The sequence below is a fragment of the Sphingomonas sp. GV3 genome (genome assembly GCF_031082075.1).
Taxonomy (GTDB): Bacteria; Pseudomonadota; Alphaproteobacteria; order Sphingomonadales; family Sphingomonadaceae; genus Sphingomonas; species Sphingomonas beigongshangi.
The window spans coordinates 1421526-1444263 of the sequence record NZ_JARWLE010000001.1; the positions used below are offsets into that span (position 1 = coordinate 1421526).

Consider the following 22738-nt stretch of genomic DNA (forward strand, 5'->3'; position numbering starts at 1 on the left):
CACCCCGCCCCGCCCCGGCGTCGTCGGCGACGTCCCGCGTATCGTTCCCGTGAAGGGGCGCGGAAACAAGCATGGCACCGGACGCGCGAGGGCGTCCGAGGCCGTTCTCTAGTCCTATGCACCGCCGCGCGCTCGCCCCCCTCTGGCTTGCCCGCCCCTCGCGTTTCGCGGACGTACAGCCGCGCGGCGGCCGGATCGGCATGGCGTTGCTCGCGCTGCTGTTGCTCGCGACGCTGCTCGTCTTCGCCAGTCCCGCCCCACCCGCCGCGAGCGGCGATCCGGCCAAGCGCGCCGACGACCAGGCCGACGTCGTGCTGTACGAGACGATCGTCGACAACGTCCGTGCCGGCCGCAATTACTACCTTGCCGCCGCCGACGCGCAGCGGGCGGGCCATTACCCCCTTAAACCGTTCGTCACGATGCGCCTGCCGACGCTCGCGCGCATCCAGGCCGCGCTGCCGCCCGTGGCGGTCCGCACCTTGCTCTATCTACTTTGCGCCGCCGTGATGGTCGCCTGGTGGGCACGGCTGTCCGCCGCCCTCTCGCGCGCGCCGCCGCGGCTGATCGCCCTGGGGCTGCTCGCCGGCGGCATGATGGCTTTCGTCCAGGCGGACCTCGCGCCGTTTCACGAGATCTGGGCCGGCCTGCTGATCGCGCTGTCGCTGGGCGTGTGGCGGCCCGGCCGCTGGCTGCCGGCGGTCGCCTTCGGTCTTGCCGCCGCGCTGATCCGCGAGACTGCGGGGCTGTACCTGGTGCTCATGGGCGGAATCGCACTTCTCGAAGGCCGCGGGCGCGAAGCGGCGGCCTGGGGGGTCGCCGCCGCGATCCTGGGTGCTGCGCTCCTGCTGCACGCGCATGCCGTCGCGGCGGTGGTCCGGCCGCTCGACGCGGCCTCGCCGGGTTGGGCGGGGCAGCTCGGTTTCGGGTTCTTCGTACGCACCATGGCATTGTCGACCGCGCTGGCGATCGCACCGCTTTGGCTCGCCGCGCCGCTGTTCGGCCTGTCGCTGTTCGGCTGGCTGGCCTGGCGCGATGCGCTGGGAATCCGGGTGCTGGCGCTGCTCATCGCCTATGGCATCGTGCTGGCGCTGTTCGGCCGGCTCGACACATTCTACTGGGGCTTGCTGGTGGCGCCGCTTTCGCTCGTCGGGATCGCCTTTGCGATCGACGGCGTGCGCGACCTGCTCGGCGCGGCGCTCGATACGCGCCGCATCACGGTGACGAGGCTGGTCCGATGAAGCGCATCCTACTGATCGTCGGCGGCGGCATCGCGGCCTACAAGGCGTGCGAACTGATCCGCCTGCTGCGCAAACAGGGTCATGCGGTCCGCTGCGTGATGACCGAGGGCGCGAGCCATTTCGTCACGCCGATGACACTGGCCGCGCTGAGTGAGGACAAGGTCTACGCCACGCTCTGGGACCTGAAGGACGAGGCGGAGATGGGGCATATCCAGCTCAGCCGCCAGGCCGATCTCATCGTCGTCGCACCCGCGACCGCCGACCTGCTGGCGCGGATGGCGGCGGGCATCGCGGACGACCTCGCCACGACGCTGCTCCTTGCCACCGACACGCCCGTCCTCGCCGCGCCGGCGATGAACGTGCGGATGTGGAACCATGCGGCGACCCGCCGCAACGTCGCGACGCTGCGCGCGGACGGCGTGACGCTGCTGGAGCCGGACGAGGGGGCGATGGCCTGTGGCGAATACGGCCCCGGTCGGCTGCCGGAGCCCGTCGCGATCGTGGCGGCGATCGAGCGCCTGCTGAGCGGCCAGACCCGCCCGCTAGCCGGTCGGCGCGTGCTCGTCACGGCCGGACCGACGCACGAGGCGATCGATCCCGTCCGCTATATCGCCAATCGGTCGTCCGGGCGGCAGGGGTTCGCGATCGCCGGCGCGATCGCCTCACTGGGTGCCGAGGTGACGCTGATCGCCGGTCCCGTGACGCTTGCGACGCCGGCCGGGGTCACGCGTGTCGACGTGGAGAGCGCGCAGGACATGGCCGACGCGGTGACGCGGGCGCTGCCCGTGGACGCGGCGATCATGGTCGCGGCGGTCGCCGACTGGCGTGTCGCCGCGGCGCCCCACAAGGTGAAGAAGGGCGATACGCCCCCCGCGCTGGTGTTGACCGAGAATGTCGACATTCTCGCGACGCTGGCGAAGGGTCCGGACCGCCCGCGCCTCGTCGTCGGTTTCGCGGCGGAAACGCAGGACGTGTTGCCCCATGCGCAGGCCAAGCGGGTGCGTAAGGGCGCGGACTGGATCGTCGCCAACGACGTGTCGGGGGACGTTTTCGGCGGCGACGCGAACACCGTGCACCTCGTGACCGCGTCGGGTGTCGAGTCGTGGCAGAGGATGCCGAAGGAAGCCGTGGCCGACCGGCTGGCCCGACGCATCGCCGAACATCTCGACGTGTTGGACACCGTACAATCCTCCGGACGGGTTTCATTGCGACCCGATCAGGGTTAAAGATCATTCCGTGAACAGTATCCGTGTCGACGTCGTCCGCCTCCCCCATGGCGAGGGCTTGCCGCTGCCGGCCTATGCGACGGCGGGCGCTGCGGGCATGGATGTCGTCGCGGCGGAAGCCATGACGATCGCCCCCGGGGCACGCGCCGCGATCGCGACGGGGTTCGCGCTTGCGATCCCGCCGGGTTACGAGGTCCAGGTACGGCCGCGATCGGGTCTTGCGCTCAGGCACGGCGTGACGTGCCTCAACACGCCCGGCACGATCGACAGCGACTATCGCGGCGAGGTGAAGGTGATCCTCGCCAATCTGGGCGACTCGCCCTTCGCCATCGCGCGGGGCGAACGGATCGCGCAACTGGTGCCGGCGCCGGTGCTGCATGCGGCGCTGGTCGAGGTCGGGGCACTGGACGACACCGCGCGGGGCAGCGGCGGCTTCGGATCGACGGGGCGGTGATCGTGCTGTTCGCCTTGCTGTCGCAGGCCATGGTCCCCGGCCCGTTGCCGCCGCAGGATTGGACGACGCTGCGGCCGCTTCCCTACAGTCGGGACACCGAGGGTGGTGGCGATCTGTCCGACTTCGTCCGCGCCGAAGTCAGATCCGGCCGATGCAATGCGGCGCTGCAGGGACCTAGCGGGTGGTCGCTGCGCGTGGACGTGGCCGTGCTGGTGACGAGCGGCCGCTTGCGGCGGGTCGTACCGCGCGCGATTCAATGCCCCGCGGTGGAGCAATATGCCGCCGGGCTCGTCTCGAGCATGGCCCGCGGCAACATCGCCGCGACGACGATCGGCGCCGATGGCTGGTACAAGACCAGCCTGACCTTCACCTGGGCGCAATAAGGCCGGAATGTCGGTCCACGCGATGCTCACGGACGAAGAGCTGACGCGCTATGCGCGCCACATCGTGCTGAAGGAGGTTGGCGGCGCGGGTCAGTTGAAGCTGCGTGCGGCGCACGTCCTGGTGATCGGCGCGGGCGGGATCGGATCGCCCGCCATCCAGTATCTCGCCGCGGCGGGTGTGGGCCGCCTGACGATCGTCGACGACGACCGCGTCGACCTGTCGAACCTCCAGCGGCAGACCATCTATGCGACGGACGATATCGGTCGCGGCAAGGCCGATGCCGCCGCCGCCGCCGCGCGGCGACTGAATCCGCATGTCGCGGCATCGGGCGTCGCGCTGCGCATCGACGCGGCGAACGTTGATGCGCTGATCGCAGGCGCGGACGTGGTTCTCGATGGCTGCGACAATTTCGCGACGCGGCTCTGCGTCGCCGACGCCTGCCTCGCGGCCCGAACGCCCCTCGTCTCCGCGGCGATCGGACAGTTCGACGGGCAGCTCGCGAGCTTTCGCGGCTGGGAGGCCGACAAGCCCTGTTACCGCTGCTTCGTCGGCGACGATCCCGAGCGCACCGGCGTGAGCTGCGCGGAGGACGGGGTCCTCGGCCCGATGACCGGGATGATCGGCAGCCTTGCCGCCCTGGAGACGATCCGTGCCATCGCCCCCTTTGGCGAGGATAGCGCCGGGCTTCTGCTGCTGGCCGACACGCTGGCACTGCGCTTCCGCACGCTGCGCCTGCCGAAGGACCCGGGCTGCCGCGGCTGCGGCCGCCCGGACCATTGATCGCCGATCAGCGCAGCAACGTTTCCGCGAAGCTTCGCACGGCCGGCCCGATGTCCTCTCGCTGCAAGGCGAGCGCGAGATTGGCTTGGATATAGCCCGCCTTGTCGCCGCAATCGTAGCGCGCGCCATCGAAGGTGAAGCCGTGGAACGGCTGCGTGCCGATCAGCTGGGCCATCGCGTCGGTGAGCTGGATCTCGCCGCCGGCGCCGGTCTCCTGCCGTTCCAGGATCCGCATCACTTCCGGCTGCAGGATGTACCGGCCGGGGATCATCAGATTGGACGGCGCGCTGCCCCGCTTCGGCTTCTCGACCAGCGCGGTCACTTCCGTCAGCCGGCCATCGACCTTGCCGGGCGAAATGATGCCGTATTTGTCGGTCTCGCTCTCCGCGACCTCAAGCGCGCCGATAACGTTGCCGCCGACCGAATTATACGCCTCGACCATCTGCGCGATGAATCCGGGCGTTCCGACCATCAATTCGTCGGGCAGCAGCACGGCGAACGGCTCGTCGCCGACGATCTCGCGCGCGCACCAGACGGCATGCCCCAGGCCCAGCGGCTCCTGCTGTCGGATGTAGACCGGACTGCCCGGCTTCATCCGGGTGCCCTCGATGGCCGCCAGCGACTTGCCACGCGCGGCCATCGTCTGTTCGAGCTCGTAGGATATGTCGAAATGATCCTCGAGCGCGCCCTTGTTGCGGCCTGTCACGAAGATGATCTGCTCGATCCCGGCCTCCAGCGCCTCCTCGACGGCATATTGGATCAGCGGCTTGTCGACGACCGTCAGCATTTCCTTCGGCATCGCCTTGGTGGCGGGCAGGAACCGGGTGCCAAGACCGGCGACGGGAAGAACGGCCTTGCGTACAGGCTTGATGGTCATCGTATACCCTGTCGTGAGCGGTGAGGCGGGCCTTAGACGGCTTGCGGGAGCGGCGCAACGCGTTGCCATCGTACGATTAGCGGCATGTTAAGGAACCGTTTTTAGTCTGCGGCGCCATGTCAGCCACGTCGCGCCCCAAGGTTCTGGTCATCTTCGGCACCCGGCCGGAAGCGATCAAGCTGTTCCCCGTCATCCGTACGCTGGCGGACGAAGCCCGGGTCGCGGTAACCAGCTGCGTCACCGCGCAGCATCGCGGCCTGCTCGATCAGGTGCTCGACATCGCAGGCCTGGAGCCGGACGTCGACCTCGACCTGATGGAGCCGGGTCAGACGCTCGACAGGCTGACCGCGCGCCTGCTCGTCGCGCTGGGCGAGGTCATGGATGCGCACCGGCCGGATCGCGTGGTCGTGCAAGGGGATACGGCGACCGCGATGGTGGGCGCGCTGGCGGCCTATTATCGGAAGATCCCCGTCGCGCATGTCGAGGCGGGGCTGCGCTCGGGCGATATCTACCACCCCTGGCCCGAGGAGGTGAACCGCCGCATCGTCGCGCCGATCGCCGACCTGCATTTCGCGCCGACGCAGACCGCCGCCGCTGCGCTGGCGCGGGAGAACGTCACGACGGGCGTGCATGTCACGGGCAATACGGTGATCGACGCCTTGCTCTGGACCAGGGCGCGCATCGCGCGGGATCGGACGCTCGCCGCCGATCTGGACCCGGTGGCGGGGCGGTTCGCGGGGCGACGCACGATCCTGGTGACAACCCATCGTCGCGAGAATTTCGGTGACGGTATGGAGCAGATCGCGCGGGCGATCGCCCGGATCGCCGCCCGCGACGACGTCGCCATCCTGTTTCCCATGCATCCCAATCCCAATGTCGGCGCGGTCATGGACCGCGTGCTGGGTGACTGCGGCAGCGTCGCGCGCATCGCTCCGCTGGACTATCCGCATTTCATACGCGCGCTCGAGCTGTGCGACGTCGCGCTGACCGACTCGGGCGGCGTGCAGGAAGAGGCGCCCGCGCTCGGCAAGCCCGTGCTGGTGATGCGCGATACCACTGAGCGTCCCGAGGGGATCGCGGCGGGGACAGCACGGCTCGTCGGTACCGACGCGGACCGCATCGTTTCCGAAGTCTTCACGCTTCTCGACGACAAGGGCGCCTATTCCGCCATGGCACGCGCCCACAATCCGTTCGGGGATGGCCAGGCCAGCAACAGGATCGCGAGGATCATCGCCGATGGGTTCGGACTCTGACCTGAAGGTCGTCGTACTTGGGCTGGGCTATATCGGGCTGCCCACGGCGGCGGTGATCGCACGGACCGGCGCGCGCGTGCTCGGCATCGACGTTTCGGACCATGTGGTCGAAACGGTCAACTCGGGCCGCGTGCATATCGAGGAAGTCGACCTAGACGGCCTCGTCTCGGGCGTCGTTGCCCGCGGCACGTTGCGTGCGTCGACCCAGGTCGAGCCCGCCGACGTGTTCGTCATCGCGGTTCCGACGCCGTTTGCCGATGATCACGCCCCCAACATCGGCTATGTCCTCCAGGCCGCCACATCGATCGCAGCGGTCCTGAAACCGGGCGACACGATCATCCTCGAATCCACATCGCCCGTCGGCACCACCGAACAGGTCCGCGACCTGCTTGCGAAGCTGCGCCCGGACTTGCGCGTTCCGGGCCGCACCGGCGAGGCCGCCGACATCGCCATCGCCTACTGTCCGGAACGGGTCCTGCCGGGCCGTATCCTGGTGGAGCTGATCGACAATGACCGCGTCATCGGAGGCATCACGCCGCGTTGCGCGCGCAAGGCCCTGACCTTCTACCGCCGCTTCGTGCGCGGAGCCTGCGTGACCACCAACGCGCGCGCCGCGGAGATGACCAAGCTGACGGAAAATGCGTTTCGCGACGTCAACATCGCCTTCGCCAACGAGCTCAGCCTCGTCGCCGACACGATGGGCGTCGACGTGTGGGAGGTCATCCGCCTCGCCAACCGCCATCCGCGCGTCAACATCCTCCAGCCCGGTCCCGGTGTCGGTGGCCACTGCATCGCGGTCGACCCCTGGTTCCTGGTGCACGCCGCGCCGGCTCAGACCCCGCTCATCAGGACGGCCCGACTGGTCAACGACGGGAAGACCGACCACGTCATCGCGCAAGCGATCGCCCTCGTCGAAGCGCATCCGGGCGCATCGATCGCCTGCCTCGGCCTGGCGTTCAAGGCGAACATCGACGACTTCCGCGAAAGCCCCGCGCTGCGGGTAGCGGAAGCGCTGGCGGCGCGGTTCGGCGAGCGGCTAGCCATCGTCGAGCCCTATGCCCGGACGCTTCCCGTATCGCTGTCGCGCCACGGCGCTCGGTTGATCGACGTGGACACCGCGATCGAGCGGTGTCCGATCATGATCGTGCTCGTGGACCATGACGTCTTCCGTTCGGTGCCACTGGAGGAAAGACGCGACAAGGCCGTGCTCGACACACGGGGCATTTGGCCCGACCAACCCCAGCCCGCCAGCATGCTTCAGCCGGTCCGACTCGCCAGCTGACCACGCCTTCACGCCCGGTTCAGGCGGTTGCGACGAGGGCGGCGCCATCCTATCTGCGCGCGCTGCCGCCATTAGCCTGGACGTCCATGCTCAACAGATTGCTCAAGTCTCGCCGGTCACGGCAGCAGCCTGCCGCTACCATTCCCCCCGGCGAGCGGGTCTATGCCATCGGTGACATCCATGGATGCGTCGACTTGCTCGACCGGCTCCTCGCGAAGATCGTGGAGGATGATGCCGCACGGGAGCCGGCAACCACGACACTGATATTCCTCGGCGACCTCGTCGACCGTGGCCCCGATTCGGCCGCCGTTATCGAGCGCCTCCACCGGCTGCACGAAACGCGTCCCAATACCCGGTTCCTGCTCGGCAACCACGAAGAGATCTTTCTTGGGGCGCTGGACGGCGATCCCAAAGCGCTGCGTCTGTTCTGTCGGATCGGTGGCCGCGAGACGGTCATCAGTTACGGCCTTCGTCCCGAAGACTATGACCGGATGGACTATGAGGAACTCGTCAAGGCACTGCAGCACCACGTTCCCGCATCCCACCGTACGTTCGTCTCAGGGTTCGAAGACATGATCGTGATCGGCGACTATATCTTCGTTCACGCCGGCGTACGGCCCGACGTGGCGCTCGACGCCCAACGTGGCAGCGACCTGCGCTGGATTCGCGACCCCTTCCTGCATCACGGCCGGCCGCTGGAAAAGATCGTGGTGCACGGACATACGATCAGCGACGGGCTCGACGTGCAACCGCATCGGATCGGCGTCGATACGGGAGCCTATACGACCGGCCGCCTGACGGCACTCGCGCTAGAAGGCGGCGAGACATGGACGCTCGAAGCCTGACGCAGACCGCCGCGTTAGGACTATGTTAACGATCGTTCCGCAAGTTGTTGCACCGCGGCAACGTCGCGGAACAGATTGTTGGGACGAGCTTTAGTTGGGTTGCCCTGTTGTCCTAATTGTGGCAGGGCGCCAAGTGACGAGCACAAGAGGGAGTTCATCATGCGTCTTGGGAAGATTGTCATGGCCGCCGCGGCCGCCACGATGGCGGTTGCTCCGGCTGTGGCCGCTCCGGCCAACCCGGCTGCGAGCCTGTCGGTTGCGAAGTCGGTTCGTACCGGTTCGGCTTCGTCGTCGAAGGACAAGCTGGCTGGTGGCGGCGTCATCGTCGCGATCCTGGCGGCCGCTGCGGTCGTTGCGGGCATCGTCGTCGTCGCCGACGACAACAGCACGCCGGCCAGCAACTAAGCTGACCGTTAGCTTCGGCTAGGAAATAGCGGCCTTCGGGCCGCTATTTTTTTGCCTGCCGAAGATGAAATCCCCTCCCGTGCCCCCTCGTCCACCCGCCCCGGCGCACCACTGCCGTAAGGGCGATGCATGGCTTCGGGTTGGCGCGGCGCTGAAGATGGATCGAGCCTCCTGGCAGCGGGGCGACCGACCCCACACCTGATCCCGCGGCGTCCGGCCAGCCCGTCAGAGTCTGATCTCCCTATGTGGAAGCGGTGCCCGCCCCCACACTCATCCGGCCGCCTACTCAGCGTATCCTGGATCGCATGCTAATCACGTGCACGAAAAAGGCCGGCTCCTCAGGCGAGGAAGCCGGCCCTTCAATCGGGGATCGGCGGCTTGCCGCGCGCTTATTGTCCCGCGGGCATCCCGGGTTGCTGCGCGCCCTGCGGACGCCCCATCATGCTCTGCTGCATCTGCATCTGGCGCACGACTGCCTCCGGCAGGAATTCGAGCAGATCGATATCAAATACGAGTGTCGAGTTGGCCGGGATCGGCCCGCGCGCATCGGCGCCGTAGCCGAGCGACGGCTTGATCCAGACGCGATACTTTGATCCCTTCGGCATCAGCTTCAGCGCCTCGGAGAAGCCGGGCACGACACCGGCCACAGGCATCGGCGTCGGCTGCTGCGACTTGTCGAACACGGTGCCGTTGAGCAGGCGGCCTTCATAGGTGATGAGCGCGACGTCGCTGTCGGTCGGCTTGGCGGCACCGGGTTTGCCCGGCTCCAGCACCTGATATTGCAGGCCAGACGCGGTCGTCACGACACCGCTGCGCCGCGCGTTGCGGGTCAGGAAATCATCGCCCTGCCGCGCCAGTGCGAAGGCGGCGATGCATGCGAGCGCGATGCCCACCCACAGATAGACGAGGTAGCTACGCTTGACGGGGCGAAGCGGAACAGCGGTGACGGTCGACATCGTAGTGGCACCTGGAGTTGTGGTGCCGGGCCGGCCGTCACCGGTGAAAGGTCGCGAAAGTCGCAGTGATTGACCCCGGCGCCTGCGCCAGGGTCCGGGCGATCTTACCGAGCGCCGTCGCGCTCCGCGCGCTTGCGCTCCAGCTTGCGGGCGCGACGCACGGCCGCGGCACGCTCACGCGCGCGCTTCTCCGACGGCTTTTCATAATGACGGCGCAGCTTCATCTCGCGATACACGCCCTCGCGCTGCAGCTTCTTCTTGAGCGCGCGAAGGGCCTGGTCGACGTTGTTGTCGCGGACGACGATCTGCATAAAACCGATGAACTCCAGTCAATAGCCAATGCGGCCGCGAACAAGGGTCCGCGCCGTGCGAACGGCTCCCCTAGCAGCGAGTCGGCGCGATGGCAACCCGCGACGGGGCGCCCGCTCGACGGCGTCCGCACGTCGTCGTTGGCGGGAAGCCATTGGCGCAGCGGGGGCGGCCGCGCTAAGGCCCTGCCCCATGACGCCGATCACGCTCTACAACAGCCTGACCCGAGCGGCCGAAATCTTCGAGCCCGCCGACCCCGCAAACGTGCGCATCTATTCCTGCGGCCCGACCGTCTATCATTATGCGCATATCGGCAATCTGCGCGCCTATCTGTTCACCGACACGCTGAGCCGGGTGCTGACGTGGAAGGGCTTCGGCCTGACGCACGTCATCAACATCACCGACGTCGGACACCTGACCAGCGACGCGGATGCCGGCGACGACAAGATGGAAGCGGCGGCAAAGAAGAGCGGCCAGGACATTTGGGCGATCGCCGCGCATTACACGCAGGCGTTCAAGCAAAACCTGAAGGACCTGAACGTCCGCGATCCCTCGCGCTTTCCCCTGGCGACGGATCATATCGCGGAGATGATCGCATTCGGCGAGAAGATCGCGGACACGCATTGTTATCGCCTGCCCGACGGGCTCTATTTCGACGTATCGACCGTGCCGGACTATGGGCGGCTTGCCGGCACGCGCGACGACGCGCCGGCGGAAGGCCGGATCGAGACGGTGGAGGGCAAGCGCCACCCCGCCGACTTCGCGATCTGGCGGACGAGCGCGCCGGGCGAGAATCGCCAGATGGAATGGGACAGCCCCTGGGGCCGCGGCGCGCCCGGCTGGCACCTCGAATGCTCGGTTATGAGCCGCCAGTATCTGGGCGACCATTTTGACATCCACACGGGCGGTATCGACCATCGCGAGATCCACCATCCCAACGAGATCGCGCAGAACCAGGCGCATGCCTGCAGCGCGGACACCGGCGCAAGCATATGGATGCACAACAACTTCCTGGTCGATCGTACCGGGAAGATGAGCAAGTCATCGGGCGAGTTCCTGACGCTGCCGGCATTGGTCGCGCGCGGCTTCCACCCGCTCGCCTACCGCCTCATGTGCCTCCAGGCGCAGTATCGCAGCGAGCTGGAATTCAGCTGGGAGAATCTGGCGGCGGCGCAGACGCGGCTGAAGCGACTGGTGCAGAGCGTCGCCGCGCTCAGGGCGCGCGGTGAGGCCAAGGCAGGGGGCAGGGGTGCCGCCGACGCCGGTCCCTATCGTGAGCGGCTGGACGCGGCGGTGTCGGACGACCTCAACACGCCGCGCGCGCTGCCGGTGCTGGACGAACTGCTTGCCGACAAGAAAGTCAGCCCGCAGGATCGGCTGGCGGCGCTGGAGGATTTCGATGCGGTGCTCGGATTGAACCTGCTCACGCTCGCCCGCGAGGACCTGCGCGTCCGGCCCGATGGCGCCGGGATCGACGAGGCGGAGATCGCGGCGCGCCTGGCCGAACGCCGCGAGGCGCGGGCGGCCAAGGACTTCGCGCACAGCGACGCGATCCGCGACTCACTTGCGGCTCTGGGGGTGGAAGTCATGGATGGCGATCCGATCGGATGGGACTGGAGGGTGACGGCATGAAGGCGGTGCTCCCCGCGCTCGCGCGCCCGCTGCTCGAACCGCGGCTGCCTGGCGGACTGGACACCGCCTGGTTCGCGACACCCGACGAGGCGAAGGCGATGATCGCGGATGCGGACATCGCCTGGGTCGACATGCAGCCGACGCAGCTGGTCGCGGACGCGATCCGCGCGGCCGGGCCGAAGCTGAAATGGGTGTCCACCATCTACGCCGGTTTGGACGCCTTCCCGCTCGACGTGCTGCGCGACCGGGGCGCGACGCTGACCAACGGGGCCGGGATCAACGCCGTCGCGGTCGCGGAATATGCGGTCATGGGGATATTGGTCGCGGCGAAGCGCTTCGACACGGTGCTGCGCGCAGGCGATCGCCACGAATGGCTGCGCGACGCCCCGGGCAAGGTCGAGCTGGACGGTACGCGGGCGCTGATCGTGGGCCATGGCACGATCGGTCGGCTGATCGGGGCACGGCTCGCGGCGTTCGGCGTGCGCGTCGACGGGGTGACGCGCTCCGGCCGCGACGGGACGCTGGGGCCGGATGCGTGGCGCGCGCGCCTTGGCGATTATGACTGGGTGGTGCTGGCGGCGCCCTCCACCGACGCGACCAAGGCGATGATCGGCGCGGACGAGCTGGCGGCGATGCGCCGCGACGCGTGGCTGATCAATATCGCCCGCGGCGACATGATCGACGAGGACGCGCTGCTCGACGCGCTGCACCACAAGCGCATCGGCGGCGCCTTCCTCGACCCCACGGATCCCGAGCCGCTGCCGGCCGACCATCGCCTGTGGGACGCGCCGAACTGCATGATCTCGATGCATCTGTCCGGGCGCAGCCAGACGCGGATGTTCCAGCGCGGAGCGGCGCTGTTCCTGGACAACCTCGCGGCTTTCCTCGAAGGCAAGCCGATGCGGAACGTCGCCGACCTCGACGCGGGCTATTGAAGCGGCAGGAACGCCCTCCCCTCCTTGCACCGCAAGAAGCAGCATAGGCCTGTCACTGCAGCGGCTTGTCGGCCTCCGCGAGGATCGGCGGCAGGTAGGGCATCGGCGCATCGGCCGGGATCTTCGCCAGCTCCGCTTCTAGCGCCGCAGCGCGCGCCTTGGACGACGGGTGGGTGCGACTGCGGAACAGACCGCCGTCGACCTCGCCGCCATGGTTGCGCCAGAAGCGGACGGCCGCCCGCGGGTCCCAGCCCGCGTTGCGGATCAGGTACATGCCCAGCAGGTCCGCCTGGTCCTCCGTGGTGCGGAACAGGCGGCCGTTGCGGCCGACCTCCGCCAGCAGGCCACGGCTGACACCCGCCGCGTCGAGGCGGGCGCGATGGCGCAGGATGGTATGCGCAAGCTCGTGGCCGATCACCACGGCCAGTTCCTCGTCCGAATAGCGCGCGAAGAACCTGACGCCGACCTGGACGATGCGGCCGTCCGAGGATGCCTCCATCTTCGGGCCCAGCAGTACCTCGAACGCGCTGCGGCATCCCGGCGAGGCCGGCAGCGTCACGCTCCGCGTGCGACCGCCGTGGATCAGCGTGACGGCGAGCGGCTTGTCGGCGGGCAGGCCGGCGATCAGGTCCTGCACGGCGTCGCGGGCGGCGCTGCTCGCCTGCGCCGGCAGCGGCGCGTCGGGCAGGTCGCGCCCGTCGAGCGCAACGAGCGAGTCGCCCGGGACGATTCCCGCGGCCGCGGCGGGAGAGCCCGGCACGACCGCCTCGACCGCGACGGGACGCTCGAAGCCGAAGCTGACCTTCGCCTGCGCGCGCAAGGGGGCGTCATATTGGCCGATGGCGTGCAGCGCCCAGCCGGGGGTCGGCTGACGATCGCGGCACAGCGCCGCATTTGCGGTGGTCAGGCGATAGGCGATCGCCGCCATGCGACCGTCGACCTCACGCAGCGCGGCAAAGGTCGCGGCGGGATCGTCCGCCGGGGCGGCAGGCGCGGCAGCGGCAAGGGAAAGGGCGGCGAGGAACGCGAACGGCATCGAGGTGCGTGTACAGCGCCATGTCCTGAAGCGAAACCGTCTCCCGATGGTCATGCCGCCCCAGTTCCGGCGACCGCGATTCCCGGGGGCGCGGAGGACCGGTACGTCGCGGAAGAATTGAGCGTGCAGGAGGCGAGAAAAGGGTACGTGGTTGCGTCCGCCCCTTTGACAAGCCCCCACCCCGCGCCTATATCCCGCTCCTCACCACAGCTTTCGGGACATGGGGCGCCGTCGCGCAGCGCCGTCATACGAATGGGAAGCTGCCGGTATCAGGGACGCTTCAAGGCCGACGCACTCGCTTGCGATCGGCTTTTTCGCGTCTCCGACCCCCGCGTCCCGTCCGGAGGCATCCGGGCAGCATATACGGCTGACGAGGCACAATAGATCCATGGCGACCAAGGCGATCCAGCAGGCCAGCACCGCGAAGCGGCGCATCCGCAAGATCTTCGGCGACATCCACGAAGTCATCCAGATGCCGAACCTCATCGAGGTTCAGCGCGAAAGCTACGAACAGTTCCTGCGCTCCGACAAGAGCACGGGCCATGTCTCGGGCCTGGAGAAGACGCTGCGGTCGGTGTTCCCGATCCAGGATTTCGCCGGCACCGCCTATCTCGACTTCGACGATTACGTCCTCGAACCGCCGAAGTTCGACGTCGAGGAATGCCGCCAGCGCGGCATCACCTATGCCGCGCCGATGCGCGTCACGCTGCGCCTGACCGCGTTCGAGGTCGATCCGGATACCGAGGCCAAGTCGGTCATCGATATCAAGGAGCAGGACGTCTACATGGGCGACATGCCGCTCATGACCGAGAACGGCACCTTCTTCATCAACGGCACCGAGCGCGTCATCGTCAGCCAGATGCACCGTTCGCCGGGTGTGCTGTTCGACCATGACCGCGGCAAGACGCACGCGTCGGGCAAGTATCTGTTCGCGGCGCGCGTCATCCCCTATCGCGGCTCGTGGCTCGACTTCGAGTTCGACGCCAAGGACATCGTCAACGTCCGCATCGACCGCAAGCGCAAGCTGCCGGTGACGGCGCTGCTCTACGCGCTGGGCATGAACTCCGAGGAAATCCTCAACCACTTCTACAACCGCGTGACCTTCGTCCGCGGCGAGGGTGGCTGGCGCATTCCGTTCGCGCCGGAGAACTGGCGCGGCGTGAAGCCGATGTTCGACATCGTCGACGCCAAGTCGGGCGAGGTCGTGTTTGCGGCCGGCCAGAAGATCAGCCCGCGCGCCGCCAACAAGGCTGGCAAGGACGGCCTGACCGAGCTGCTGATCCCGACCGAGGAGATCTTCGGCCGCTACAGCGCGTACGACCTGATCAATGAAAAGACCGGCGAGATCTACGTCGAGGCCGGTGACGAGATCACCGCCGAGAACCTGGAGAAGCTGGACAAGGCGGGCGTCGACACGATCGAGCTGCTCGACATCGACTTCGTCACCACCGGCCCGTGGATCCGCAACACGCTGAAGGCGGACAAGGCCGAGGAGCGCGAGCAGGCGCTGAGCGACATCTATCGCGTCATGCGCCCCGGCGAGCCGCCGACGCTGGAGACGGCGGAAGCGCTGTTCGCGGGCCTGTTCTTCGATCCGGACCGCTACGACCTGTCGGCAGTGGGCCGCGTCAAGCTGAACATGCGCCTCGACCTCGACGCGCCGGACACGGTGACGACGCTGCGTACCGAGGACATCCTGGCGGTCGTCAAGACGCTGGTCGACCTGAAGGACGGCAAGGGCGAGATCGACGACATCGACAACCTCGGCAATCGCCGCGTGCGGTCGGTGGGCGAGCTGCTGGAGAACCAGTATCGCGTCGGCCTGCTGCGCATGGAGCGTGCGGTCAAGGAGCGCATGTCGAGCGTCGACGTGTCGACGGTGATGCCGAACGACCTGATCAACGCCAAGCCCGCGGTCGCCGCGGTGCGCGAGTTCTTCGGCTCGTCGCAGCTGTCGCAGTTCATGGATCAGACCAACCCGCTGTCCGAAGTGACGCACAAGCGTCGCGTCTCGGCGCTCGGGCCGGGCGGTCTCACGCGTGAGCGCGCGGGCTTCGAGGTCCGCGACGTCCACCCGACGCACTATGGCCGCATCTGCCCGATCGAGACGCCGGAAGGTCCGAACATCGGTCTGATCAACTCGCTGTCGACCTTCGCCCGCGTCAACAAGTACGGCTTCATCGAGACGCCGTACCGCAAGGTCGTCGACGGCAAGGTGACCAATGAGGTCGTCTATCTGTCGGCGATGGAGGAGCAGAAGCATACCGTCGCGCAGGCGTCGGCCGCGACCGACGCGGACGGCCGCTTCGTCGAGGAGTTGGTCTCCGCGCGTCAGGCGGGCGAGTTCCTGATGGCGCTGCCCGAGACGATCACGCTGATGGACGTGTCGCCCAAGCAGCTCGTCTCCGTCGCCGCGTCGCTGATCCCGTTCCTCGAGAAGGACGACGCGAACCGCGCGCTGATGGGCTCGAACATGCAGCGTCAGGCGGTGCCTCTGGTCAAGGCCGAGGCGCCGTTCGTCGGCACGGGCATGGAAGAGACGGTGGCGCGCGATTCGGGCGCCGCGATCTCGGCCAAGCGCGCTGGCGTCGTCGACCAGGTCGACGCGACCCGTATCGTCGTGCGCGCCACGGGTGACGTGGACGCGAGCGTCAGCGGCGTCGACATCTACACGCTGATGAAGTTCCAGCGTTCGAACCAGTCGACCTGCATCAACCAGCGCCCGCTGGTGAAGGTGGGCGACGTGGTCGAGGCCGGCGACATCATTGCCGACGGCCCGTCGACCGAGTTCGGCGAGCTGGCGCTGGGCCGCAACGTCCTCGTCGCGTTCATGCCGTGGAACGGCTACAACTACGAGGACTCGATCCTGATCAACGAGCGGATCGTGAAGGACGACGTGTTCACGTCGATCCACATCGACGAGTTCGAGGTCATGGCTCGCGACACGAAGCTCGGGCCAGAGGACATCACGCGCGACATCCCCAATGTCGGCGAGGAAGCGCTGCGCAACCTCGACGAGGCGGGCATCGTCTACATCGGCGCCGAGGTCGAGCCGGGTGACATCCTGGTCGGCAAGATCACGCCCAAGGGCGAAAGCCCGATGACGCCGGAAGAGAAGCTGCTGCGCGCGATCTTCGGTGAAAAGGCGTCCGACGTGCGTGACACGTCGCTGCGCCTGCCGCCGGGCGTTGCCGGTACGGTCGTCGACGTGCGCGTCTTCAACCGCCACGGCATCGACAAGGACGAGCGTGCGATGGCGATCGAGCGCGAGGAGATCGAGCGCCTGAAGAAGGATGCCGACGACGAGCGCACGATCCTCAACCGGGCGACGTGGAGCCGCCTGCGCGAGATGCTGCTCGACCAGGTCGCGACCGGTGCGCCGAAGGGCGTCAAGAAGGGCTCGACGATCGACATGGACCTGCTCGACAGCGTCGACCGCCACGAATGGTGGAAGTTCGCGGTGCAGGACGATGCCGTGCAGGCGAACCTGGAAGCGGTGAAGGCGCAGTACGACGAGGCGACCAAGCGCATCCGCGACAAGTTCGAGGATCGCCGCGAGAAGCTGGAGCGGGGCGACGAGCTGCCGCCGGGCGTGCTTAAGATGGTCAAGGTGTTCGTCGCGGTGAAGCGCAAGCTGCAGCCGGGCGACAAGATGGCCGGCCGCCACGGCAACAAGGGCATCATCAGCCGCATCCTGCCGCAGGAGGACATGCCGTTCCTCGAGGACGGCACGCCGGTCGACTTCGTGCTCAACCCGCTGGGCGTGCCGTCGCGCATGAACGTCGGGCAGATATTCGAGACGCACCTCGGCTGGGCCGCGCGCGGTCTGGGTCGCAAGATCGGTGCCGCGCTCGACGCATGGCGCGCCGAGAACCCGAATCCGACGCCGGGTCAGGCGCCGGAAGCGGTCAAGGATGCGCTGCGCCTCGCCTATGGCGATACGTATGTCGAGGAACTGGACCGGCGTTCGCCCGACCAGCTGATCGACCTGGCGGAGAACGTCCGCACCGGCGTCCCGATGGGCACGCCCGTGTTCGACGGCGCGGTGGAATCCGACGTGGCCGACATGCTGAAGCTCGCCGGGCTGGACGAATCGGGTCAGGTGACCCTGTTCGACGGCCGCACGGGTGACGCGTTCGATCGCAAGGTGACCGTCGGCTACAAGTATGTGCTGAAGCTGCACCACCTGGTGGACGACAAGATCCACGCGCGTTCGATCGGGCCCTACTCGCTCGTCACCCAGCAGCCGCTGGGCGGCAAGGCGCAGTTCGGCGGCCAGCGCTTCGGCGAGATGGAGGTGTGGGCTCTCCAGGCCTATGGCGCCGCCTATACGCTGCAGGAGATGCTGACGGTGAAGTCTGACGACGTCGTCGGCCGCACCAAGGTCTACGAGGCGATCGTCAAGGGCGACGACACGTTCGAGGCCGGCATCCCCGAAAGCTTCAACGTGCTCGTCAAGGAAATGCGCTCGCTGGGCCTCAACGTCGACCTGAAGTCGATGGAGGAACTCGACGCCGACGACGGGCTCGCCGAGGCCGCGGAGTAACGTCCAAGCCCCCTCTCCCCCTGTGGGAGAGGGGCAAGCCGCGCAAGCGCGGCGCGGGGTGAGGGGGAGTGCGGCACGGCTGCCATATCCCCCTCACCTTCCCACTGCCTTCGGCAGCGGGCCCCTTCCTCTCCCACAAGGGGAGAGGAGAAGAGATTCTAGAGGACAGGTTCATGAACGAACTGACCAATTTCGCCAATCCGGTCGCCAAGCCCGAGACGTTCGACCAGATCCAGATCGGCATCGCTTCGCCGGACAAGATCCGTTCGTGGTCGTTCGGCGAGATCAAGAAGCCCGAGACGATCAACTACCGCACGTTCAAGCCGGAACGCGACGGCCTGTTCTGCGCGCGCATCTTCGGTCCGATCAAGGATTACGAATGCTTGTGCGGCAAGTACAAGCGGATGAAGTACAAGGGCATCGTCTGCGAAAAGTGCGGTGTCGAAGTCACGGTGTCGAAGGTGCGCCGCGAGCGGATGGGCCATATCGAGCTCGCCGCGCCGGTCGCGCACATCTGGTTCCTGAAGTCGCTGCCGAGCCGCATCGGCCTGCTGCTCGACATGCAGCTCAAGCAGCTCGAGCGCGTGCTGTACTTCGAGGCCTATATCGTGATCGAGCCGGGCCTGACCCCGCTCGAGAAGTTCCAGCTGCTCACCGAGGACGAGCTGCTCGAGGCGCAGGACGAATATGGCGAGGACGCCTTCTCCGCCGGCATCGGCGCGGAAGCGGTGCGCGTCATGCTCGAGAATCTCGACCTCGAGGGCGAGAAGGTCGCGCTGCTCGAGGAGCTGGCGACGACCAAGTCGGAGCTGAAGCCCAAGAAGATCATCAAGCGCCTGAAGGTCGTCGAGAGCTTCCTCGAGTCCGGCAACCGTCCCGAGTGGATGATCCTGGAAGTCATTCCGGTCATCCCGCCCGAGCTGCGCCCGCTGGTGCCGCTGGACGGCGGCCGCTTCGCGACGTCGGACCTCAACGACCTGTACCGCCGCGTCATCAACCGCAACAACCGCCTGAAGCGCCTCATGGAGCTGCGCGCGCCGGACATCATCGTCCGCAACGAAAAGCGCATGCTGCAGGAAGCGGTCGACGCCCTGTTCGACAACGGCCGCCGCGGCCGCACGATCACGGGCGCCAACAAGCGTCCGCTGAAGTCGCTGTCCGACATGCTGAAGGGCAAGCAGGGCCGCTTCCGCCAGAACCTGCTCGGCAAGCGCGTCGACTATTCGGGTCGTTCGGTCATCGTGACCGGGCCCGAGCTCAAGCTGCACCAGTGCGGCCTGCCGAAGAAGATGGCGCTCGAGCTGTTCAAGCCGTTCATCTACGCGCGCCTCGACGCCAAGGGTCTGTCGATGACCCTCAAGCAGGCGAAGAAGTGGGTCGAGAAGGAGCGCAAGGAAGTCTGGGACATCCTGGACGAGGTGATCCGTGAGCACCCCGTCATGCTCAACCGCGCGCCGACGCTGCACCGCCTCGGCATCCAGGCGTTCGAGCCCGTGCTGATCGAGGGCAAGGCGATCCAGCTCCACCCGCTGGTCTGCTCCGCGTTCAACGCCGACTTCGACGGCGACCAGATGGCTGTGCACGTGCCGCTGAGCCTCGAGGCGCAGCTGGAAGCGCGTGTGCTGATGATGTCGACCAACAACATCCTCAGCCCCGCGAACGGCAAGCCGATCATCGTGCCGTCGCAGGACATGGTGCTGGGTCTCTACTATCTGTCGATGATGAAGGAAGGCGAGCCCGGCGAGGGCATGCTGATCTCCGACATGGCGGAGGTGCATCAGGCGCTCAACGCCGGGTCGGTGACGCTGCACACCAAGATCGTCAGCCGCGTTCCGCAGACCGACGAACAGGGCAACACCTATCTGAAGCGCGTCGAGACGACCCCGGGCCGCATGCTGCTCGGCGAGACGCTGCCGAAGAGCCACAAGGTGCCGTTCGAGATCGTCAACCGCCTGCTCACCAAGAAGGACGTGGGCGACGTGATCGACGAGGTCTATCGTCACACGGGCCAGAAGGAGACCGTGCTGTTCGCCGACGCGATCATGAGCCTCGGCTTCCGTCACGCGTTCCGTGCCGGCATCTCGTTCGGCAAGGACGACATGATCATCCCGAACGAGAAGGACGCGCTGGTCGAGGAGACCCGCACGCTCGTGAAGGATTACGAGCAGCAGTATCAGGACGGCCTGATCACGCAGCAGGAGAAGTACAACAAGGTGATCGACGCCTGGAGCCGGTGCGGCGACCAGGTCGCGAACGCCATGATGAACGAGATCAAGGCGGTGAAGCGCTACGAGGACGGCGAGAACGCCGGCCGCGAGAAGCCGATCAACTCGATCTACATGATGGCCCACTCGGGCGCCCGCGGTTCGCAGGCGCAGATCAAGCAGCTGGCCGGCATGCGCGGCCTGATGGCCAAGCCGTCGGGCGAGATCATCGAGACGCCGATCATCTCGAACTTCAAGGAGGGTCTGACCGTCCTTGAATACTTCAACTCGACCCACGGCGCCCGCAAGGGCCTGGCGGACACGGCGCTGAAGACGGCGAACTCGGGTTACCTGACCCGCCGCCTCGTCGACGTGTCGCAGGATTGCGTCGTGATCGAGGAGGATTGCGGCACCGAGCGCGCGCTGGAGATGAAGGCGATCGTTCAGGGCGGCAGCACCATCGCGTCGCTCGGCGAGCGTATCCTGGGCCGCACCACGGCCGAGGACGTCGTCGATCCGAAGACCAACGCCGTCGTCATCCCGACGGGCACCCTGCTCGACGAACCGATGGTCGCGAAGATCGAGGCGATGGGCATCCAGGGCATGAAGATCCGCAGCCCGCTGGTCTGCGAATCGAAGGTCGGCGTGTGCGGCAAGTGCTACGGGCGCGACCTCGCCCGCGGTACGCCGGTCAACATCGGCGAAGCGGTCGGCGTCATCGCGGCGCAGTCGATCGGCGAGCCGGGCACGCAGCTGACGATGCGCACCTTCCACATCGGTGGTGCGGCGCAGCTCAACGAGCAATCCAACCTGGAAGCGCCGGTCGACGGCACGATCCAGTTCCGCGACCTGCGCCTGATCGTCGACCAGCGTGGTCGTCGCGTGGTGCTGAGCCGTTCGGGCGAGATCGCGATCGTCGACATGGACGGCCGCGAACTGGCGGTGCACCGTATTCCTTATGGTGCGTACGTCATGTTCGACGACGGCCATATGGTGTCGAAGGGCGATCGGATGGCCGAGTGGGATCCGTTCACCATGCCGGTGATCACGGAGAACCCGGGTACCGTCCGCTTCCAGGACCTGCTTGAGGGCAAGACGCTCACCGAGCAGACCGACGAAGCGACCGGTATCGCGCAGCGCGTCGTGACCGAATATCGCACCTCGTCCAAGTCGAAGGAGGATCTGCGTCCGCGCCTGACCCTTCTCGACGAGACGAGCGGCGAGAGCGGTCGCTACATGCTCGCGCCCGGCGCGACGCTGTCGGTCGAGGACGGCGCGCAGGTACAGGCGGGTGACGTGCTCGCCCGCGTCAGCCGCGAAGCCGCCAAGACGCGCGACATCACCGGCGGTCTGCCGCGCGTCGCCGAGCTGTTCGAGGCGCGCAAGCCGAAGGAGAATGCGATCATCGCAAAGGTCTCCGGCCGCGTCGTGTTCGGCAAGGACTACAAGGCGAAGCGCAAGATCGGCATCCAGCCCGAGGATGGCGGCGAGGTCGTCGAGTACCTGGTGCCCAAGTCGAAGGTGATCGACGTTCAGGAAGGCGACTACGTCAAGCGTGGCGACAATCTGATCGGCGGCAGCCCCGACCCGCACGACATCCTCGAGGTGCTCGGCATCGAGGCGCTGGCGGAATATCTCGTCTCGGAAATCCAGGAAGTCTATCGACTCCAGGGCGTGAAGATCAACGACAAGCACATCGAGGTGATCGTTCGCCAGATGTTGCAGAAGGTCGAGATCACCGAGGCCGGCGACACCACCCTGCTCCCCGGCGAGCAGGTGGATCGCGAGGAGATGGACGCGGTCAACGCCAAGCTCGGGCCGAACGAGGCGCGGGCGCAGGGCAAGCCGATCCTGCTGGGCATCACCAAGGCGTCGCTGCAGACCCGCAGCTTCATCTCGGCGGCGTCGTTCCAGGAGACCACCCGCGTCCTCACCGAGGCGGCGGTCCAGGGCAAGCAGGACACGCTGATGGGCCTGAAGGAGAATGTCATCGTCGGCCGCCTGATCCCGGCGGGCACCGGCGCCGGCATGAACCGTCTGCGCGTGGCGGCCTCCAGCCGCGACGCCGCGCTGCGCGCGCAGCAGCGTGCGCTGCAGGCGGCGATCGTCGCTCCCACCTCGGCGGCCGAGCTGCGCGCCGCGGAAGAGCAGCGGTCGCGCCGTGACGACCAGGGCACGGGTCCCGATCCGCTCGCCGAGGTCGTCCCCTCGGGCGACGGCAGCGACGAGGCCGCGGGCGAGTATCTGAACGACTGATCGTCGTTCGGGCGCACCGCCTGATGACATGAGGAACCGCCGTCCGGGATACCGGGCGGCGGTTTTTCGTTGCGGCGCAGTACGGCAAACGCGCCGTCGCCCTCACGCGCAAGCCAACGA

At 67.4% G+C, this 22738-nt stretch carries 17 protein-coding genes; 13 read left to right on the forward strand and 4 right to left on the reverse strand.

Annotated features, from left to right (window positions below; genetic code table 11):
- Nucleotides 1–116 precede the first annotated feature (116 nt).
- The 5 genes from RF701_RS06630 to RF701_RS06650 are packed head-to-tail and all read left to right on the forward strand — an operon-like array spanning nt 117 to nt 4082.
- The gene (locus tag RF701_RS06630) at nt 117–1238 is read left to right on the forward strand and encodes a hypothetical protein (RefSeq protein WP_308814483.1); all 1122 of its coding nucleotides are present in this window, start codon (nt 117–119) and stop codon (nt 1236–1238) included.
- Nucleotides 1235–2464 (forward strand): bifunctional phosphopantothenoylcysteine decarboxylase/phosphopantothenate--cysteine ligase CoaBC, encoded by a 1230-nt coding sequence (gene coaBC / locus RF701_RS06635; protein WP_308814485.1) that lies wholly within the window; start codon nt 1235–1237, stop codon nt 2462–2464. The genes RF701_RS06630 and coaBC overlap by 4 nt, the downstream gene beginning before the upstream one ends.
- Nucleotides 2465–2474: 10 nt before the next feature.
- Nucleotides 2475–2918, forward strand: coding sequence for a dUTP diphosphatase (gene dut / locus RF701_RS06640; RefSeq protein ID WP_308814486.1), 444 nt, complete (start codon nt 2475–2477; stop codon nt 2916–2918).
- On the forward strand, nt 2915–3301 hold the full coding sequence (locus RF701_RS06645) for a hypothetical protein (protein WP_308814487.1): 387 nt from the start codon (nt 2915–2917) through the stop codon (nt 3299–3301). Before dut ends, RF701_RS06645 begins: the two co-directional genes overlap by 4 nt.
- Nucleotides 3302–3323: 22 nt before the next feature.
- On the forward strand, nt 3324–4082 hold the full coding sequence (locus tag RF701_RS06650; RefSeq protein WP_308814488.1) for a molybdopterin-synthase adenylyltransferase MoeB: 759 nt from the start codon (nt 3324–3326) through the stop codon (nt 4080–4082).
- Between the two features lie 7 nt (nt 4083–4089).
- Here the strand turns inward: RF701_RS06650 and galU are convergent, their stop codons facing one another.
- Nucleotides 4090–4959, reverse strand: coding sequence for a UTP--glucose-1-phosphate uridylyltransferase GalU (gene galU, locus RF701_RS06655; RefSeq protein ID WP_210358101.1), 870 nt, complete (start codon nt 4957–4959; stop codon nt 4090–4092).
- Between the two features lie 116 nt (nt 4960–5075).
- On the opposite strand from galU, the gene wecB reads away from it, so the two are divergent.
- From wecB to RF701_RS06675, 4 genes are all read left to right on the forward strand, one after another.
- A complete protein-coding gene (gene wecB / locus RF701_RS06660; RefSeq protein WP_308814490.1) occupies nt 5076–6212 on the forward strand; it encodes a non-hydrolyzing UDP-N-acetylglucosamine 2-epimerase in 1137 nt (378 codons plus the stop codon).
- On the forward strand, nt 6196–7494 hold the full coding sequence (gene wecC, locus RF701_RS06665) for a UDP-N-acetyl-D-mannosamine dehydrogenase (protein ID WP_308814491.1): 1299 nt from the start codon (nt 6196–6198) through the stop codon (nt 7492–7494). The genes wecB and wecC overlap by 17 nt, the downstream gene beginning before the upstream one ends.
- Before the next feature lie 86 nt (nt 7495–7580).
- The gene (locus RF701_RS06670) at nt 7581–8339 is read left to right on the forward strand and encodes a metallophosphoesterase family protein (protein ID WP_308814492.1); all 759 of its coding nucleotides are present in this window, start codon (nt 7581–7583) and stop codon (nt 8337–8339) included.
- A 180-nt stretch (nt 8340–8519) separates the two neighbouring features.
- Nucleotides 8520–8744 (forward strand): hypothetical protein, encoded by a 225-nt coding sequence (locus tag RF701_RS06675; RefSeq protein ID WP_203309549.1) that lies wholly within the window; start codon nt 8520–8522, stop codon nt 8742–8744.
- A gap of 389 nt (nt 8745–9133) precedes the next feature.
- Here the strand turns inward: RF701_RS06675 and RF701_RS06680 are convergent, their stop codons facing one another.
- Entirely contained in the window at nt 9134–9700 is a 567-nt protein-coding gene (locus tag RF701_RS06680) for an FKBP-type peptidyl-prolyl cis-trans isomerase (protein ID WP_210358105.1), read from the reverse strand.
- A 104-nt stretch (nt 9701–9804) separates the two neighbouring features.
- On the reverse strand, nt 9805–10011 hold the full coding sequence (rpsU, locus tag RF701_RS06685) for a 30S ribosomal protein S21 (RefSeq protein ID WP_017978269.1): 207 nt from the start codon (nt 10009–10011) through the stop codon (nt 9805–9807).
- Between the two features lie 190 nt (nt 10012–10201).
- Between rpsU and cysS the strand changes: the two genes are divergently transcribed.
- Nucleotides 10202–11641, forward strand: a complete 1440-nt coding sequence (gene cysS, locus RF701_RS06690) for a cysteine--tRNA ligase (RefSeq protein ID WP_308814493.1) — start codon at nt 10202–10204, stop codon at nt 11639–11641.
- Complete coding sequence (locus RF701_RS06695) at nt 11638–12576, forward strand: D-2-hydroxyacid dehydrogenase (protein ID WP_308815625.1); 939 nt, start codon at nt 11638–11640, stop codon at nt 12574–12576. Before cysS ends, RF701_RS06695 begins: the two co-directional genes overlap by 4 nt.
- A 52-nt stretch (nt 12577–12628) precedes the next feature.
- Here the strand turns inward: RF701_RS06695 and RF701_RS06700 are convergent, their stop codons facing one another.
- Nucleotides 12629–13612: a M48 family metallopeptidase gene (locus RF701_RS06700; protein ID WP_210358108.1), complete on the reverse strand. Its 984-nt coding sequence runs from the start codon at nt 13610–13612 to the stop codon at nt 12629–12631.
- Nucleotides 13613–14000: 388 nt separating this feature from the next.
- Here RF701_RS06700 and rpoB point away from each other — a divergent pair, with 388 nt between their 5' ends.
- The gene (rpoB, locus tag RF701_RS06705) at nt 14001–18158 is read left to right on the forward strand and encodes a DNA-directed RNA polymerase subunit beta (RefSeq protein WP_210358109.1); all 4158 of its coding nucleotides are present in this window, start codon (nt 14001–14003) and stop codon (nt 18156–18158) included.
- Between the two features lie 173 nt (nt 18159–18331).
- The gene (gene rpoC / locus RF701_RS06710) at nt 18332–22618 is read left to right on the forward strand and encodes a DNA-directed RNA polymerase subunit beta' (protein WP_203309555.1); all 4287 of its coding nucleotides are present in this window, start codon (nt 18332–18334) and stop codon (nt 22616–22618) included.
- Nucleotides 22619–22738: the final 120 nt, after the last annotated feature.